Source organism: Streptomyces sp. NPDC091387, from assembly GCF_044756945.1.
Taxonomy (GTDB): Bacteria; Actinomycetota; Actinomycetes; order Streptomycetales; family Streptomycetaceae; genus Streptomyces.
Map to the genome: position 1 here is coordinate 1 of NZ_JBIVTZ010000022.1, position 13,954 is coordinate 13,954.

14 protein-coding genes are annotated in these 13,954 nt (G+C 71.9%); 4 read left to right on the plus strand and 10 right to left on the minus strand.

Features of this window, described 5'->3' with window-relative positions; translation table 11 throughout:
• Positions 1-96 precede the first annotated feature (96 nt).
• From ACIQM0_RS33595 to ACIQM0_RS33610, 4 genes are all read right to left on the minus strand, one after another.
• Complete coding sequence (locus ACIQM0_RS33595; RefSeq protein ID WP_401294122.1) at positions 97-1,572, minus strand: GntP family permease; 1,476 nt, start codon at positions 1,570-1,572, stop codon at positions 97-99.
• Positions 1,573-1,697: 125 nt separating this feature from the next.
• Positions 1,698-2,108: a RidA family protein gene (locus ACIQM0_RS33600; RefSeq protein WP_363030692.1), complete on the minus strand. Its 411-nt coding sequence runs from the start codon at positions 2,106-2,108 to the stop codon at positions 1,698-1,700.
• A 6-nt stretch (positions 2,109-2,114) separates the two neighbouring features.
• Positions 2,115-2,873: an IclR family transcriptional regulator gene (locus ACIQM0_RS33605; RefSeq protein ID WP_363030691.1), complete on the minus strand. Its 759-nt coding sequence runs from the start codon at positions 2,871-2,873 to the stop codon at positions 2,115-2,117.
• Positions 2,870-3,943, minus strand: coding sequence for a sugar kinase (locus ACIQM0_RS33610; protein ID WP_401294124.1), 1,074 nt, complete (start codon positions 3,941-3,943; stop codon positions 2,870-2,872). Before ACIQM0_RS33610 ends, ACIQM0_RS33605 begins: the two co-directional genes overlap by 4 nt.
• A gap of 178 nt (positions 3,944-4,121) precedes the next feature.
• On the opposite strand from ACIQM0_RS33610, the gene ACIQM0_RS33615 reads away from it, so the two are divergent.
• Both ACIQM0_RS33615 and ACIQM0_RS33620 read left to right on the plus strand, forming a co-directional pair.
• Positions 4,122-5,420, plus strand: coding sequence for an alanine racemase (locus ACIQM0_RS33615; RefSeq protein WP_401294127.1), 1,299 nt, complete (start codon positions 4,122-4,124; stop codon positions 5,418-5,420).
• A gap of 83 nt (positions 5,421-5,503) precedes the next feature.
• Positions 5,504-7,123: an amidohydrolase family protein gene (locus ACIQM0_RS33620; protein WP_401294129.1), complete on the plus strand. Its 1,620-nt coding sequence runs from the start codon at positions 5,504-5,506 to the stop codon at positions 7,121-7,123.
• Positions 7,124-7,135: 12 nt separating this feature from the next.
• On the opposite strand, the gene ACIQM0_RS33625 is transcribed toward ACIQM0_RS33620, so the two are convergent.
• Positions 7,136-7,975 carry a siderophore-interacting protein gene (locus ACIQM0_RS33625; protein WP_401294305.1) on the minus strand — a complete coding sequence of 280 codons (840 nt, stop codon included), beginning with the start codon at positions 7,973-7,975 and terminating at the stop codon, positions 7,136-7,138.
• 92 nt (positions 7,976-8,067) lie between these two features.
• Here ACIQM0_RS33625 and ACIQM0_RS33630 point away from each other — a divergent pair, with 92 nt between their 5' ends.
• Complete coding sequence (locus ACIQM0_RS33630; protein WP_401294131.1) at positions 8,068-8,898, plus strand: TetR/AcrR family transcriptional regulator; 831 nt, start codon at positions 8,068-8,070, stop codon at positions 8,896-8,898.
• Between the two features lie 10 nt (positions 8,899-8,908).
• Here ACIQM0_RS33630 and ACIQM0_RS33635 read toward each other — a convergent pair whose 3' ends face one another.
• Positions 8,909-9,076, minus strand: a complete 168-nt coding sequence (locus ACIQM0_RS33635; protein WP_363022432.1) for a hydrophobic protein — start codon at positions 9,074-9,076, stop codon at positions 8,909-8,911.
• A 119-nt stretch (positions 9,077-9,195) separates the two neighbouring features.
• Here ACIQM0_RS33635 and ACIQM0_RS33640 point away from each other — a divergent pair, with 119 nt between their 5' ends.
• Positions 9,196-10,047, plus strand: a complete 852-nt coding sequence (locus ACIQM0_RS33640) for a DUF1206 domain-containing protein (RefSeq protein ID WP_401294134.1) — start codon at positions 9,196-9,198, stop codon at positions 10,045-10,047.
• Between the two features lie 64 nt (positions 10,048-10,111).
• Here ACIQM0_RS33640 and ACIQM0_RS33645 read toward each other — a convergent pair whose 3' ends face one another.
• The 4 genes from ACIQM0_RS33645 to ACIQM0_RS33660 form a co-directional block, all read right to left on the minus strand.
• Positions 10,112-11,005 carry a serine protease gene (locus ACIQM0_RS33645; RefSeq protein ID WP_401294137.1) on the minus strand — a complete coding sequence of 298 codons (894 nt, stop codon included), beginning with the start codon at positions 11,003-11,005 and terminating at the stop codon, positions 10,112-10,114.
• A gap of 133 nt (positions 11,006-11,138) precedes the next feature.
• Entirely contained in the window at positions 11,139-11,798 is a 660-nt protein-coding gene (locus ACIQM0_RS33650; RefSeq protein ID WP_401294139.1) for a response regulator, read from the minus strand.
• Complete coding sequence (locus ACIQM0_RS33655; protein WP_401294142.1) at positions 11,795-12,949, minus strand: sensor histidine kinase; 1,155 nt, start codon at positions 12,947-12,949, stop codon at positions 11,795-11,797. Before ACIQM0_RS33655 ends, ACIQM0_RS33650 begins: the two co-directional genes overlap by 4 nt.
• Positions 12,946-13,785, minus strand: coding sequence for a lysostaphin resistance A-like protein (locus ACIQM0_RS33660; RefSeq protein WP_401294144.1), 840 nt, complete (start codon positions 13,783-13,785; stop codon positions 12,946-12,948). The genes ACIQM0_RS33655 and ACIQM0_RS33660 overlap by 4 nt, the downstream gene beginning before the upstream one ends.
• Between the last annotated feature and the right edge of the window lie 169 nt (positions 13,786-13,954).

Here is a 13,954-nt window from a genome sequence, read left to right on the forward strand (position 1 = left end):
TGTAGATGTCGCAATCCACACCGAACCCGGAAGGCCCTCACTTGTTCAAGATCACCCAGCCGTGGGATCCGTCACCAACCTCCGTGGACAGAACACCTAGATCACCAGGCTGAGCAGCGCCGCCACCACGAAGCCCGCCACCGACAGGACCGTCTCCAGCACCGTCCAGGACTTCAGGGTGTCGCGCTCCGAGATGCCGAAGTACTTCGACACCATCCAGAAGCCGCCGTCGTTGACGTGCGAGGCGATGATCGAACCGGCCGAGATCGCCATGATGATCAGCGCCAGGTGCGGCTGCGACATGCCCTGGCCCTCGACCAGCGGGACGACGATGCCCGCGGTGGTGACGATGGCGACCGTCGCGGAGCCCTGGGCGATGCGCAGCACCGCGGAGATCAGCCAGGCCAGCAGGATGACCGGCAGGCCGACGTCGTTGAAGGTGTCCGCGAGCGCGTCCGCGATCCCGCTGCTCTTGAGCACGGCGCCGAAGATCCCGCCCGCGCCGACGACCAGCAGGATGTTGCCGACCGGCTTGAGGGAGGAGGTCGACACCGACTCCAGGGACTTGCGGGACCAGCCGCGCCGGATGCCGAGCAGGTAGTACGCGAGCAGCAGCGCGATCGTCAGGGCGACGAACGGGTTGCCGAAGAACTCGACGACCGAGCGGAGCGTCGAGGGGTCCAGCGCGATGGAGGAGAACGTCGCGGCGAGGATCAGCACCAGCGGGGTGCCGATGATCGTGAGTACGGTGCCGAGCGCGACCGGGGCCTCGTGCGGGGTGACTCCGGCGGCGCGCTGCTCGGCGACGACGGCGGCCTTCGCCTCCGCCGCGGCCTCGACCATGTCCTGCGGGACCTCGACGAAGATCCGCTTCCCGATCCAGGCGGCGTATCCCCAGGCGGCCAGTACGGACGGGATGCCGACGACGGCGCCCATCAGGATGACCCAGCCGAGGGAGACGTGGAAGAGGCCGGCGGCGGCGACCGGGCCGGGGTGCGGCGGCAGGAACGCGTGGGTCATGGACAGACCCGCCAGCAGCGGCATCGAGTACAGCAGGATCGACTTGCCGGAGCGCTTGGCCGCGGCGTACACGATCGGCGCGAGGACGAAGATGCCGACGTCGAAGAAGACCGGGATACCGAAGATCAGACCGGTCAGGCCCATGGCGAGCGGGGCGCGCTTCTCACCGAAGAGGTTCAGCAGCCGGGCGCTCAGCACCTCCGCGCCGCCGGAGACCTCGAGGATCGCGCCGAGCATCGTGCCGAGGCCGATGATGATCGCGACATGGCCGAGGATGCCGCCCATGCCGGATTCGATGACGGAGACGGCGGCGGACTTCTGCACCGTGCCGAACAGCTCCGTGACGGAGAGTCCGGCGCCCAGGCCGACGGCTATGGAGACGGCGAGCAGCGCGACGAACGGCTGCAGCCTGACCTTGATGATCAGGAAGAGGAGGAGGGCGATTCCGAGTACGGCGACGGTCAGCAGACCGGCCGTGCCGTCTATCAGGAGGAGGAGTCCACCGGTGTGGGGTGGTGTCTCGACGGGTGGGGGGCTCGCGGCGAGCAGCATGGGTAACTCCGTTGTCGGCCATGGGGCTTCGGGCATGGGGGGAGCGCGGCACGGCGCCCCGGTGGGGCGGGGCGCCGTGCCGTGCGTGGTGCGGTGGTGCGGGTGCGGCAAGGTGGTGATCAGGCTCAGCCCAGGACCGCGAGGGCGTCGATCTCGATGAGCAGGCCCTTGGGCAGTCCGACGTAGACCGTCGTACGGGCAGCGGGGGCGGCCTTGAGGTTCTGCTCGCCGAAGTAGGTGTTGTAGATCTCGTTCATCTCGGCGAAGTGGTCGACGTCGGTGAGGTAGACGCGCATCATCATCACGTCGTCCCAGCTCGCGCCGCCCTCCTCCAGGATCGCCTTGACGTTGGCGAAGGTCTGGAGGGTCTGCTCGCGCAGGGTGGGACCGGCGGGGGTCGGTGCCTGGCCCTCCACCGCGGGCAGGAAGCCGACCTGGCCGGCGACCTGGAGGATGTTCCCCTTCTTCACTCCGTGCGAGAACTTCGCGGGCGGGGTGGTGTGGGTGCTCGGGGTGAGTGCGGTCTTGTCGGTCATCGCTGATCAGGCTTTCTTGGGTCGGGTGGTGCCGGAGTACTCCCGGCTGATGGTGTCGGCGGTGCGCCGGACCAGCGGGAGCAGGGTGAGGAGTTCCTCCGCCGTGACGACCACGTTCGGTGCGGAGACCGACATGGCGGCGACGACGCGCCCGTCGGCGCCGCGGATCGGGGCGCCGACGCAGTTGATGGACTCCTCGTGGCCGCCGAGGTCGGTGGCCCAGCCCTGTTCGCGTACGGCGGCGAGCTCCTTGAGGAACGCGCCGGCGCCGGGGGTCGAACGGGACGTGTACATGGGGTAGTCGAGCTTCTCGGCGACGGCGCGCCGTTCCGGCTCGGTCAGGTCGGCGAGCAGCAGCTTGGCCACGGCGGCGACGGTGATCGCGACGGGTTTGCCGATCCGGGAGTACATCCGTACCGGGTAGCGGCTCTCGACCTTGTCGATGTAGAGGACCTCGTTCTCCTCGTACACCGCGAGATGGACGGTGTGTCCGCAGTTCTCGTTGAGTTCGGCGAGGTGCGGGTGGGCGATCTCCCGGACGTCGAGGTTCTCGACGGCCTCCTGGGCGAGCGCGAAGAGCCGTGCGCCGAGGCGGTAGCGCTGGTCCTGCTGGCGGTAGACGAGTCCGTGCTCGTGGAGCGTGCGGAGGAGCCGCAGCGCGGTGGACTTGTGGACACCGAGCCGCTCGGCCACCTGGCCGAGGTCGGCGGGTCCCTGCGCGAGCAGCGGCAGGATGCTCAGCGCCCGGTCGACGGTCTGACTCATGTACTGCGTACCTCCGTGTCGTCCCCCGTCCAGCCGGGGCCGAGACGCAGTCTCCCCCAGGCGGCGTCGTCGAGGGCCGCGAGGCGGTCGGCCCGGTCGCGGGCGGGCGGGTCGGTGAGGTCGCCGGGGACGGTGAGGACGGCGGCGGCCATCAGGTGACCGTGCCGGGCGCGGTCGCGGACGGGCAGTCCGCGCAGGGTGGCGGAGAGGAAGCCGGCCGCGAAGGCGTCGCCGGCGCCGACGGGCGCGACGACGTCGACGCGCAGTGCGGGTACGTCGGTGACGGTGTCGGGCCGAGAACCGGCCCCTCCGGCTCCGGGGCGGGAGAAGACCGTCGCGCCCTGCGCGCCCCGCTTCACGACGAGCACGGCGGGTTCCGGCAGGGCCTCGCGGATCGCCTCGGCCCCGGCCGTGATCCCCCACGCCTCCTCCGCCTCGTCCTCCCCGGCGAAGACGAGGTCCGCGCCGCGGGCCAGGTCCAGCAGGACGCCGGGGGAGGCGTCGCCGCCCCGCCACAGTCCCGGCCGGTGGTTGACGTCGAAGGAGACGAGGGGGCGGCCGGGCCGCGGGGCCGTCAGCTCGCGCAGCAGCGCCAGGCAGTCGGCGGAGAGCGCGGCCGTGATGCCGGACAGGTGCAGGACCCGGCCGGCGGACAGGGCCTCGTGGGGGACGTTGGCGGGCGACATCGCGGAGGCCGCGGATCCGGCCCGGTAGTACGCCACCTCGTGGACGTCGGCCGCGCGGTCGGTCGCCGTGCGGAAGTAGATGCCGGTGGGTCTGTCGGGGTCGCGGCGCACGGCGGAGGTGTCGACGCCGTAGGCGGAGATCGCGTCGACGAGGTGGTCGCCGAAGCCGTCCGCCCCGACCCGGCTCACCCAGGCCGCCCGGTGCCCGGCCCTGGCGAGCGCGCAGGCGACGTTGGACTCGGCGCCCCCGATCCCCCGGCCGAAGGACGGTACGTCGGCGAGGCGTCCCGGCCGCGAGGGCAGGAACGTCACCATGGACTCGCCGAGGCACACGACATCACTGGCCGTGGCGTCGGCGGCGGTCCTGGCCGGGGTTCCGGACACGCGGGGCTCCTCTTGGTCTGCGGGCGGCACCGGTTCTCACCATTGACCGGGCATCGGCTCGGATGTTAGACAGCCCTGAGCGATATACGCAATGGGTGTTGCATATGTTGCAACGCAATACAGTACAGACGACTGACCGACGACTGAACGACGACCTAATTCGATCGAGGAGGCACCCATGGCTGCCGACCGTCCCGTGGCCGGACTGGCCGGACTCGCCGACGAGCGGGTCGACCACCGGTTCAAGGCGCTCCCGCCCGACGCGGAGGGGCTGACCGTCGGTGCGCTGGCCGCCGAGCGGCGCAACCTCTTCACCGGCGGGTTCACCACCCCGGTGCTCGCCCTGTCCGCCGAGTCCGTCGAGCACAACCTCGACCTGCTGGAGACGTACGCGGAACGCCACGGCCTCGCGTTCGCCCCGCACGGCAAGACGTCGATGTCCCCGCAGCTGTTCGCCCGTCAGCTGGAGCGCGGCGCGTGGGGCATCACCGCGGCGGTCCCCCACCAGGCGCGGGTCTACCGGGCGTACGGGATCCAGCGGATCTTCCTCGCCAACGAGCTCGTCGACGCCGCCGCGCTGCGGTGGCTCGCGGGCGAGCTGGACGCCGACCCCGACTTCCGGTTCGTCTGCTACGTCGACTCGGTGCGCGGCGTCGAGCTGATGGACGAGACCCTGCGCGCGGCCCGTGCCTCCCGCCCGGTCGACGTCGTCGTGGAGCTCGGCGCGGGCGAGGGCGCCCGCACGGGTGCCCGTACCGAGGCCGACTGCACCGCGGTCGCCGACGCGGTGGCCGCGGCCGGGAGCCTGCGCCTGGTGGGCGTGGCCGGTTACGAGGGCGAGGTGCCGCAGGCGTCCGGCGAGCGGGTCCGGGAGTGGCTGCGCCGGCTCGTCGCGCTGGCCGCGGCCTTCGACGCGCAGGGGCGGTTCGCCGCGCTGGAGGCCGGTGAGCCGGTCGTGATCAGTGCGGGCGGCAGCGCGTGGTTCGACGCGGTGGCGGACGTGTTCGCCGACATCCCGGAACTGTCGCACCCCGTGACCAAGTTGCTCCGCTCGGGGGCGTACGTCTCGCACGACGACGGCCACTACCGCCAGGTGACGCCCTTCAACCGGGTCCCCGAGGAGGGCTCGCTGCAGCCCGCCTTCCGGCTGTGGGCGCAGGTCGTCTCACGCCCGGCCCCCGGGCAGGCGTTCCTCAACGCGGGCAAGCGGGACGCCGCCTACGACCTCGATCTGCCGGCGGCACAGGTCGTGCGGTCGGGGCGGGACGGCTCCGTGCGGGCGGCCAAGGGCGTCGAGGTCACCAAGCTGTCGGACCAGCACGCGTGGGTGGAGACCGAGGACGGAGCCGGCCTGGAGGTCGGGGACTGGGTCGGGATGGGCCTCTCCCACCCGTGCACCAGCTTCGACAAGTGGCAGCTGATCCCGCTCGTGCAGGCGGACGGCACGGTCACGGACTACATCCGCACCTTCTTCTGATCCCACACCCGAGCCCCTCCGGCGATGGAGGAGCGGGCGTGCGGGGGCGCTGCCCCCGCACGCCCGTCCCGAAAGGCACCCCCATGGACCTCGTCATCCGCGACGCCCGCGTCATCGACGGCACCGCCACCCCCTCCTACCGCGCCGACGTCGCCGTCCGCGACGGCCGCATCGCGGAGATCCACCCGGAGCACGCCCCGGGCCCGCGCCCCTCCGCCGCCCGCATGCTCGACGCCGACGGTCTCGCCCTCTCCCCCGGCTTCGTCGACATGCACGCCCACAGCGACCTCGCCCTGCTCCGCGACCCCGACCACAGCGCGAAGGCCGCGCAGGGCGTCACCCTCGAAGTCCTCGGCCAGGACGGGCTGTCGTACGCCCCCGTCGACGACCGCACCCTCGCCGAGGTCCGCCGGTCCATCACCGGCTGGAACGGTGACGGGAGCGACATCGACTTCGACTGGCGCACCGTCGGCGAGTACCTGGACCGGCTCGACCGCAACTTCGGCGGCCGGGGCATCGCCGTCAACGCCGCCTATCTGATCCCGCAGGGCACCGTCCGGATGTACGCGGTCGGCTGGGACGACCGGCCCGCCACCGACGCCGAGCTGACCCGGATGAAGGAACTCGTCGCCCGGTCCATGGCCGAGGGCGCCGTCGGCATGTCCTCCGGGCTCACCTACACCCCGGGCATGTACGCGGACGACGCCGAACTCACCGCACTCTGCCGGGTGGTGGCCGAGCACGGCGGCTACTACTGCCCGCACCACCGCTCGTACGGGGCGGGCGCGCTGGAGGCGTACGAGGAGATGGTGCGGCTCACCCGTACCGCGGGCTGCGCCCTGCATCTCGCGCACGCCACCATGAACTTCGGGGTGAACGAGGGGAAGGCGCCGGAACTGCTCGGCCTCCTGGACCGGGCCCTGGACTCGGGCGCCGACATCTCCCTCGACACCTACCCGTACACCCCGGGCTGCACGACGCTGGTCGCCATGCTGCCGAGCTGGGCGAGCGAGGGCGGACCTGAGTCGATCCTGTCGCGTCTCGCCGACGACACGGCGGCCGCGCGGATCCGCCACGCCATGGAGGTCGTCGGGGCGGACGGCTGCCACGGTGTGCCGATCGAGTGGGACACCATCGAGATCTCCGGCGTGAGCGTGCCCGGTCTCGACGCGTACGTCGGCCGTACGGTGGCGGAGTCCGCGCGGCTGCGCGGCGAGGAGCCCTGGGTGACCGCGCGGCGGCTGCTGCTGGAGGACCGGCTGGGCACGACGATCCTCCAGCACGTGGGCCACGAGGAGAACGTCCGGCAGATCATGCGCCACCGCGTCCACACCGGCGGCAGCGACGGCATCCTCCAGGGCGACAAGCCGCATCCGCGCGCGTACGGCACCTTCCCGCAGTACCTCGGCCGGTACACGCGGGAGCTGGGCATCCTCACACTGGAGGAGTGCGTCGCCCACCTCACGTCCCGCCCGGCGGCCCGGCTGGGGCTGGCCGACCGCGGTCACGTGCGCGAGGGGTACCGCGCCGACCTGGTGCTCTTCGATCCGTCGACGGTGGCCGCGGGCTCGACGTTCGACGAGCCGCGCACCCTGCCGTTCGGCATCCCGCACGTGCTGATCGACGGCCGCTTCGTCATCGAGGACGGCAGGCGGACCCAGGTCCTGGCCGGCCGGTCGGTGCGCTCCGCACCCCGCGGGTAGCCGCCGCCCGGCTCAGGCCCCGGCCGCCCGCTCCCGTGCCCACGCCAGGTCCTCCTCCGTGGGTGCGTCGTCCTGGGTGAGCGCCCGCCGCCAGTAGCCGCTGAACTCGACGGCGGACCTGGGCAGTCCGCGTTCCTCGACGAGGTGGCGGCGCAGCGCACGGACCGTGCCGGCCTCGCCCGCGAGCCAGGCGGCCGCGCTCTCCCCGGGCAGCGCGGCCGACCGGACCGCGTCCAGCAGCGATTCGCCCCGGTCCCGGTGCACCCAGCGCACGGTCAGGTCCGCCGCGGTGTCGAACCGCTGCTCCTCCGCGGCGTCCGCGACCTCGGCGCAGACCGTCGCCCGCGCACCGGCCGGCAGCGATGCGAGGATCGTCCCGATCGCCGGGAGCGCCGACTCGTCGCCGGCCAGCAGCAGGTGCCCGGCCTCCGGCAGCGGCCGCGCGTACGCCGAGGACGGGCCGACCATGCCGACCACGTCCCCGGGCCCGGCGGCGCGGGCCCACCGGGTGGCGGGCCCGCCCTCGCCGTGGAGCACGAAGTCGACGGCCATGAGCCCGGATCCGGGGTCGTACGAGCGGACGGTGAAGCTCCGCATGAGCGGCCGCTCCGGTTCGGGGATCGCGAGGTACGCCTCGTACCACCGCATGCCGTAGGTGTCCTCTGCGTCCGGCTCGGGCAGCCGGGGCACGCGCTGCCCCTGCCGCGGGAAGCAGAGTTTCATCTGCTGGTCGGGCCGGTCCTCCATGAGCGACGCCGTCCCGTCCCCGGAGAAGGTGATCCGCAGCATCCGCGGGGTGATCCGCTCGACATCCGCGACCCGCACGTACGACACAGCCAGGGTCCGCACCACCACCGCGACACCGTCCTCTCACCGGGGTTTGATACTTTATGCCGTAAGGAATTGCCGGGACCGAAGTTACTTTACGGCGTAAGGAGTCGCAAGTGGTGGTCTATGCCGGGCAGGGCGATGCCCGACGGTCGATGTCCCTGCTGTGGCGCTCGGCCGCGCCGGAGCAACCGGACCGCGCCCCCGGTCCCGGCCCCAGGCCCGGACTGACGGTCGACGCGATCGTGGCCGCCGCCATCGCGGTCGCCGACGAGGACGGCATGGCCGCGCTCTCGATGCGGGCGGTGGGCGAGCGGCTCGGGCGCACGGCGATGGCGCTCTACACCTACGTTCCCGGCAAGAGCGAACTGCTGGACCTGATGTACGACGCGGTACACGCGGAACTCCCGGCCGCCCGCTCCGGAACCGGCGACTGGCGCACGGATCTGACGGACTGGGCGCGGGACACGCTCGCGTTCCACCTGCGCCACCCGTGGGTGCTCCAGGTCTCCCAGGCCCGTCCGGTGCTCGGCCCGCACGAGTACGCCGGCCTGGACACGCTCGTGCGCTGCCTCTACGGCACGGGGCTCGACGCCGGGGCCCTCAGGCGCCTGGTCGGGACACTGTCCCACTTCGTGCGGGGCGCCGCGCAGACCGTCGCCGACGCACGCGAGGCGGCGTCGGCGACGGGGCGGCCGGACGAGGAGTGGTGGTACGCCCGCTCGGCGGCACTCGTCGAGCTGGTCCCGGACTTCGCGGACCGCTACCCGGAGTTGAGCCGCATGGAGCGGGAGTCGGCGCCGCCGGAGCCGGCCGGGGACGACACGGTCCCGTATCCGGAGCGGGAGGCGCGCGCGACATTCGCCGCGGGCCTGGACGTGCTGCTGGACGGCATCGGGGCGGCGGTCCGGCGCAACCGGGGGTCAGGGCGTACGGACACGCCCTGACCCCCTCGGTTCACCAGCGGTACCACCGGCCGCGACTGGCTCCGGCCCCCGAACGCATGAGAAAGCCGAGCAGCCAGACCACGAGCACGATGCCCGCTATCCACCAGAGCAGATTGAGTGCGAATCCGGCGCCGAACAGCACCAGGACGAGCAGAAGAACGACCAGCAGGGGAACCATATTTATCAACCTCCAGAAATCCAGGTTCCCGGGTCCCGCTGATCCACACCTCGGAATCGGCATCCTTTCCGGACCGGGCCAAAAGGTTTCCCCTCAGCCTTCCGGGGCACTCGGAGCGCATGAATATTTCTGCGACAGCCCGAAAAGGACATGGAAAGGCGAGACGCGCAGGAAATGGTTCAGCGGTCGAGGCAGGCGGCCGTGCGGGGTTCGTGGCCCGCGGAGTCATCTACTTCCTGGTCGGCGTCCTGGCCCTGCGCATAGCGTTCAGCGACACCGGCGGTGGCGGCGGAAAGACGGCGGACCGGGGCGGAGCGCTCGCCGAGATAGCGCAGAAGCCCTTCGGGTCCGTCCTGCTCTGGGTCCTCGGTGTGGCCCTGGTGGGAATGGCCCTGTGGCGGCTGTCCGAGGCCGCGTTCGGGGCCGCCGGCCCCGACGGGCAGAAGGCGACCAAGCGGCTGGCGTCGGCCGGGCGCGCAGTCTTCTACGGCTTCATGTCCTACTCGGTCCTGATGTTCGCGGCGGGCGACAAGGGCAGCGGCAGCGGTTCCAGCGACGCGCAGTCGCAGGACGTCACGGCACGGGTCCTGGACATGCCGGGCGGCCGCTGGCTGGTGGGGGCGGGCGGCGTGGCCGTCGCGGGCGCGGGCCTGTGGATCGCCGGCCGGGCCGCGCTGCGCAAGTTCCACAAGCATCTGCGCATGGGCGAGATGTCACGCACCGAACGACGCGCCGTGGACATCACCGGCGTCTTCGGCGGAGTCTCCCGCGGGCTCGTCTTCGCGGTGGCGGGCGGTTTCGCCGTGGCCGCCGCTGTGAAGGCCCGGTCCGGCGAGGCGAAGGGGATGGACGACACGCTGCGGTCCTTCACCACGACACCGGCCGGCCCATGGCTGCTGGCCCTGATCGCGGTGGGGCTGGCGGCCTTCGGCCTCTTCTCCTGCGCGAACGCCCGGTGGCGGCGGATCTGAGGGTGCGGACGTGAACGGGCGGGGCGGGAGTGATCTCCCGCCCCGCCCGACTGTGCTCCCGCCGTTACGGCTTGGGCAGCTCGCACCCGGCCGCGTTCAGGTCGAACGCGTTGCCGGCGCCGATGCACGGCACGATGCCGTAGGTCTCCTGGGCGTAGTTGATGCCCTCGCGGACCGTCACCTGGCCGTTCTCATCGACCTCGCACGGGTTGTTGTCCGTGCACTGCTGACCGTCCTCGTTACCGGTGTTGTTGACGGCGACGACCTTGCCGGTGGCGTCGTCGATCACCGGCGAGCCGGACGTGCCGCCGATGGTCTGGCAGGCGGAGGTGTAGCGGACCGAGTCCTTCCAGGTCCACTCCCCTTCCTTGAGGCGGTAGACGAACCCGTCGACGTTGCACCTGTAGGTGCGCTTCCAGTACCCGGACGCGACCGTGATCGCGGCGCCCTGCACCGGGTGCGCGGTGTTGAGCTCCAGCGCCTTGATGCCGTAGCTGCTCTCGATCTGGGCGTACGTGGAGGTGAGTTGGTACACCGATATGTCGGTGTCCGTCATCGTCCCGTACGCGATCTTGCTCGCCCGCAGCGTGCCGACGCCGCTGCCCGCGTTGTTCAGCAGGGTGAAGGTGCGGGTGGACGGCTGGTCGATCACGACCTTGCCGGGCCCGGGGAAGCCGGACTCCATGCAGTGCCCGTTGGAGAGCACGAGTGCGGGATCGCCCGGCTGGGAGCCGGGCGTACGGACGACCGATCCCGAACAGTTGCTGAGCGCCACGGTCCCGGCGAAGCCGACGGCCTTGGTCCTGGCCTTCGCTCCGACTGCCGCGTGGCTCGATGACGCCGCCGCCTTGACCGTGCCGGGCGCTGCCGCGTCGTGGCTTGTGGCCGCGGTCGCGGGTGCGGTGCCGGCTCCGAGGAGCAGAACGGCGAAGAGCGCACCGACGAGAGGCTTTTTCATGTGGGGGTCCCCTCTAGTGACCAGTGCAGAGCGTGTGGGGCCTCTGCGACCGGAGTTCTTCCGGTTTTGACATGCGCATGGTGGCGCATCGAGGGGGGCTGCACAAGGGGCGGATTCCGGCCGCCCGGCCCGCTCAGGTCACCAGGCCCTGGCGGTAGGCGTAGACGACCGCCTGGACCCGGTCCCGGAGTCCGAGCTTGCTGAGGATGCGTGACACGAAGGTCTTGACGGTCTCGTGACTGATCAGAAGGGTCACGGCGATCTCGCGGTTGGAGAAGCCGTCCGCGATGAGGCGGAGGACCTCCAGTTCGCGCGGGGTCAGCGGGATGTCGTGCGGGGTGCCGTCGACGGGCCGGATCCGGGCCGCGTACCGGCCCACCAGCCGGCGGGTCACCTCGGGGTCCAGCAGCGCAGAGCCCGTCTCCACCGTCCTTATCCCGTGCAGCAGTTGGGCCGGCGGTGCGTCCTTGAGCAGGAACCCGCTCGCCCCGGCGCGCAGCGCCTCGTACACGTACTCGTCCAGGTTGAACGTGGTCACCACGAGCACCTTGACGGGATGGGCCACCCCGGCGCCGGCCAGCAGCCGGGTGGCCTCGATGCCGTCGAGCACCGGCATCCGGATGTCCATGACGACGACGTCCGGACGCAGTTCACTGGCCAGGTCGACCGCGGTCCGCCCGTCCCCGCACTCGCCCGCGACCTCCAGGTCGGGCTGGGCGTCGATGATCGTGGCGAGGCCGGTGCGCACCAGGATCTGGTCGTCGCAGATCAGGACCCGGATGGGCGCGGTCACGAGGGGCTCCCGGCGGGTATGCGCGCCCGGACGACGAAGCCGCCGCCGGCGCGGGGGGCCGCGCTGAAGTCGCCGCCGAGGACGTCGACCCGGTCACGGAGACCGGCCAGCCCCCGCCCGCTGCCGCCGGGGACCTTGGTCCTCGATCCGGAGCCGTCCGTGCCGACCTCCACGGTGATCTCTCTTTCGCTGTGCCGTACGTGGACCGAGGTCCGGCTTCCATGGGCGTACTTGAGGGCGTTCGTCAGGGCCTCCTGCACGACCCGGTAGGCCACGAGGTCGGCGCTGCCGGTCGACGCCGCCGGGGTGCCCTGCTCGGTGAACTCCACCGGCTGCCCGGCGCGGCGGGTCTGCTCCACGAGGGTGAGGACCCTGCCGACGGTCGGCGTCCTGGCCTCGGCGCCGTGGTCGGGGTTGAGGAGGTCGAGCAGGTGGCGCAGATCGGTGATGGCCCGGCGGCCGGTGTCGGTGACCGTGGTCAGGGTCTGGTCGAGACGGTCGGGCGCGGCGGTCAGATAGCGTGCCGCCTCCGCCTGCACGACCATCGCCGTCACATGATGGGTCACCACATCGTGCAGCTCACGGGCGATGCGGGTGCGTTCGGCGACCCGGGTGTCCTCGGCGACGCGGCGGCGGCGTTCGGCCTCCAGGGTGCGGGTGTAGCGCAGCCACGTGCCGGTTCCCCAGGCGAGGGCGAGAGCCAGGTAGAACGCCACGTAGTCGGCGACGCTCTCGCCGGGCCCGATCCGGGAGAGCGCGACCGCCAGTGCCGCGTACGCCCCGGAGAGCACGAACGCGACGGGGCGCCGGTGCCGTTCCAGATGGGATCCCGCGCTCAGCAGGGCGATGGGCAGCGCGGTCCCCGCGAGCAGGTGGTAGCCGCGGAGCTGGTCCAGGGCGAAGCCGAGCGGCACCAGCGCGAGGCAGACCATCGGCAGCCGCCGCCGCACGGCGAGCGGGAGGCTCTGGAGGGCGACGGCGACGACGGCCAGCGCGTCCAGGGAACGTCCGGGGAGGCCGCCGACCTCCGTCCCCCGGTTGTGGAGGGACGGCAGGAACGACGCGCCGAAGAAGAGCAGGCCGAGGGGCAGGTCGCGGACCGTGACGTCCAGCCGGTGCCACAGCTCCGGGAACTTCCGAAGACGGTTCACCGGGGCACTGTAGTGGTCGCGTCGGCCCGGTCCGCCCGCCGGGTGCGCCGGGGCACCACGTTGCCGCGCCGATGGGCCAGCCACATGAACGCGGCCGTCAGGAGCACGCCGAAGAGCACGGAGTACACGCTCCCCTCAGGGCCGAAGTCACCGCCGGTGATCCACTTCGAGCCCGACGTGGTGGAGTCGAGTATTCCCTTCGCGGTGTCGTTGCCCGAGACCTCGGTACTGAAGATGCCGGACGCCGCGAAGTTCCAGCCGAAGTGCAGGCCCATGGGCAGCCACAGCGTGCGGGTCGCGGCATACGCCGCGGCCAGCATCCCGCCGGCCTCGATGGCGATGGCGACGGCGCCCCACAGGCTCGCGTTCGGGTTGAGCAGATGCATCAGGCCGAACAGCGCACCGGTCAGCACCAGCGAGAGCCAGGTGCCGGCACGCTCCTCGACGAGTCGGAACAGGACGCCCCGGAACACCAGTTCCTCCGTCACGGCGGCGGCCGCCATGAAGCCGAAGAGCCCCACCGCGCCGGTGACCGAGCCCAGGCCGTCGACCGCGTAGTCACCGGCGAAGGCCAGGTTGGTGAGGACGGCGACGAACAGGGCGACACCGATCAGCACGCCCCGGCCGACGGCCGCGGGCGCGCCCTCCGGGGCCATCTCCGTGACGGGACGGCGCTCGGTCCGCCCCACCACCCACCGGTAGGAGAGCACCCCGAGGACGACGGTCAGCAGGCCGAAGAGGAGCGTGAGCCACGGGTTCCCGTCCACCGCGGCGACGCACTGACCACCGATCATCCAGACGGCCACGACGGCCAACAGCTGCCATACGACTCTCATGCGAACTCCTCTGCCGGGTCCACGGAACGCCCCACCGCGGCTCCACTCGAACGCTACGGATCGGGCGGCCCGGAAGCGTCACCGCACGGTGGACACCCGCGCGTAGCTCGCACGGGGGACAACTCCCGCGCACGGCACCCGCGGCAGGAGTCGTCGGGCTGTCGCTGGC

Coding starts and splice junctions, on each gene's coding strand:
- ACIQM0_RS33595 (WP_401294122.1), bottom strand. CDS start 1,572: ATGCTGCTCGCCGCGAGCCCCCCACCCGTCGAGACACCACCCCACACC.
- ACIQM0_RS33600 (WP_363030692.1), bottom strand. CDS start 2,108: ATGACCGACAAGACCGCACTCACCCCGAGCACCCACACCACCCCGCCC.
- ACIQM0_RS33605 (WP_363030691.1), bottom strand. CDS start 2,873: ATGAGTCAGACCGTCGACCGGGCGCTGAGCATCCTGCCGCTGCTCGCG.
- ACIQM0_RS33615 (WP_401294127.1), top strand. CDS start 4,122: ATGGCTGCCGACCGTCCCGTGGCCGGACTGGCCGGACTCGCCGACGAG.
- ACIQM0_RS33620 (WP_401294129.1), top strand. CDS start 5,504: ATGGACCTCGTCATCCGCGACGCCCGCGTCATCGACGGCACCGCCACC.
- ACIQM0_RS33635 (WP_363022432.1), bottom strand. CDS start 9,076: ATGGTTCCCCTGCTGGTCGTTCTTCTGCTCGTCCTGGTGCTGTTCGGC.
- ACIQM0_RS33640 (WP_401294134.1), top strand. CDS start 9,196: ATGAATATTTCTGCGACAGCCCGAAAAGGACATGGAAAGGCGAGACGC.
- ACIQM0_RS33645 (WP_401294137.1), bottom strand. CDS start 11,005: ATGAAAAAGCCTCTCGTCGGTGCGCTCTTCGCCGTTCTGCTCCTCGGA.
- ACIQM0_RS33660 (WP_401294144.1), bottom strand. CDS start 13,785: ATGAGAGTCGTATGGCAGCTGTTGGCCGTCGTGGCCGTCTGGATGATC.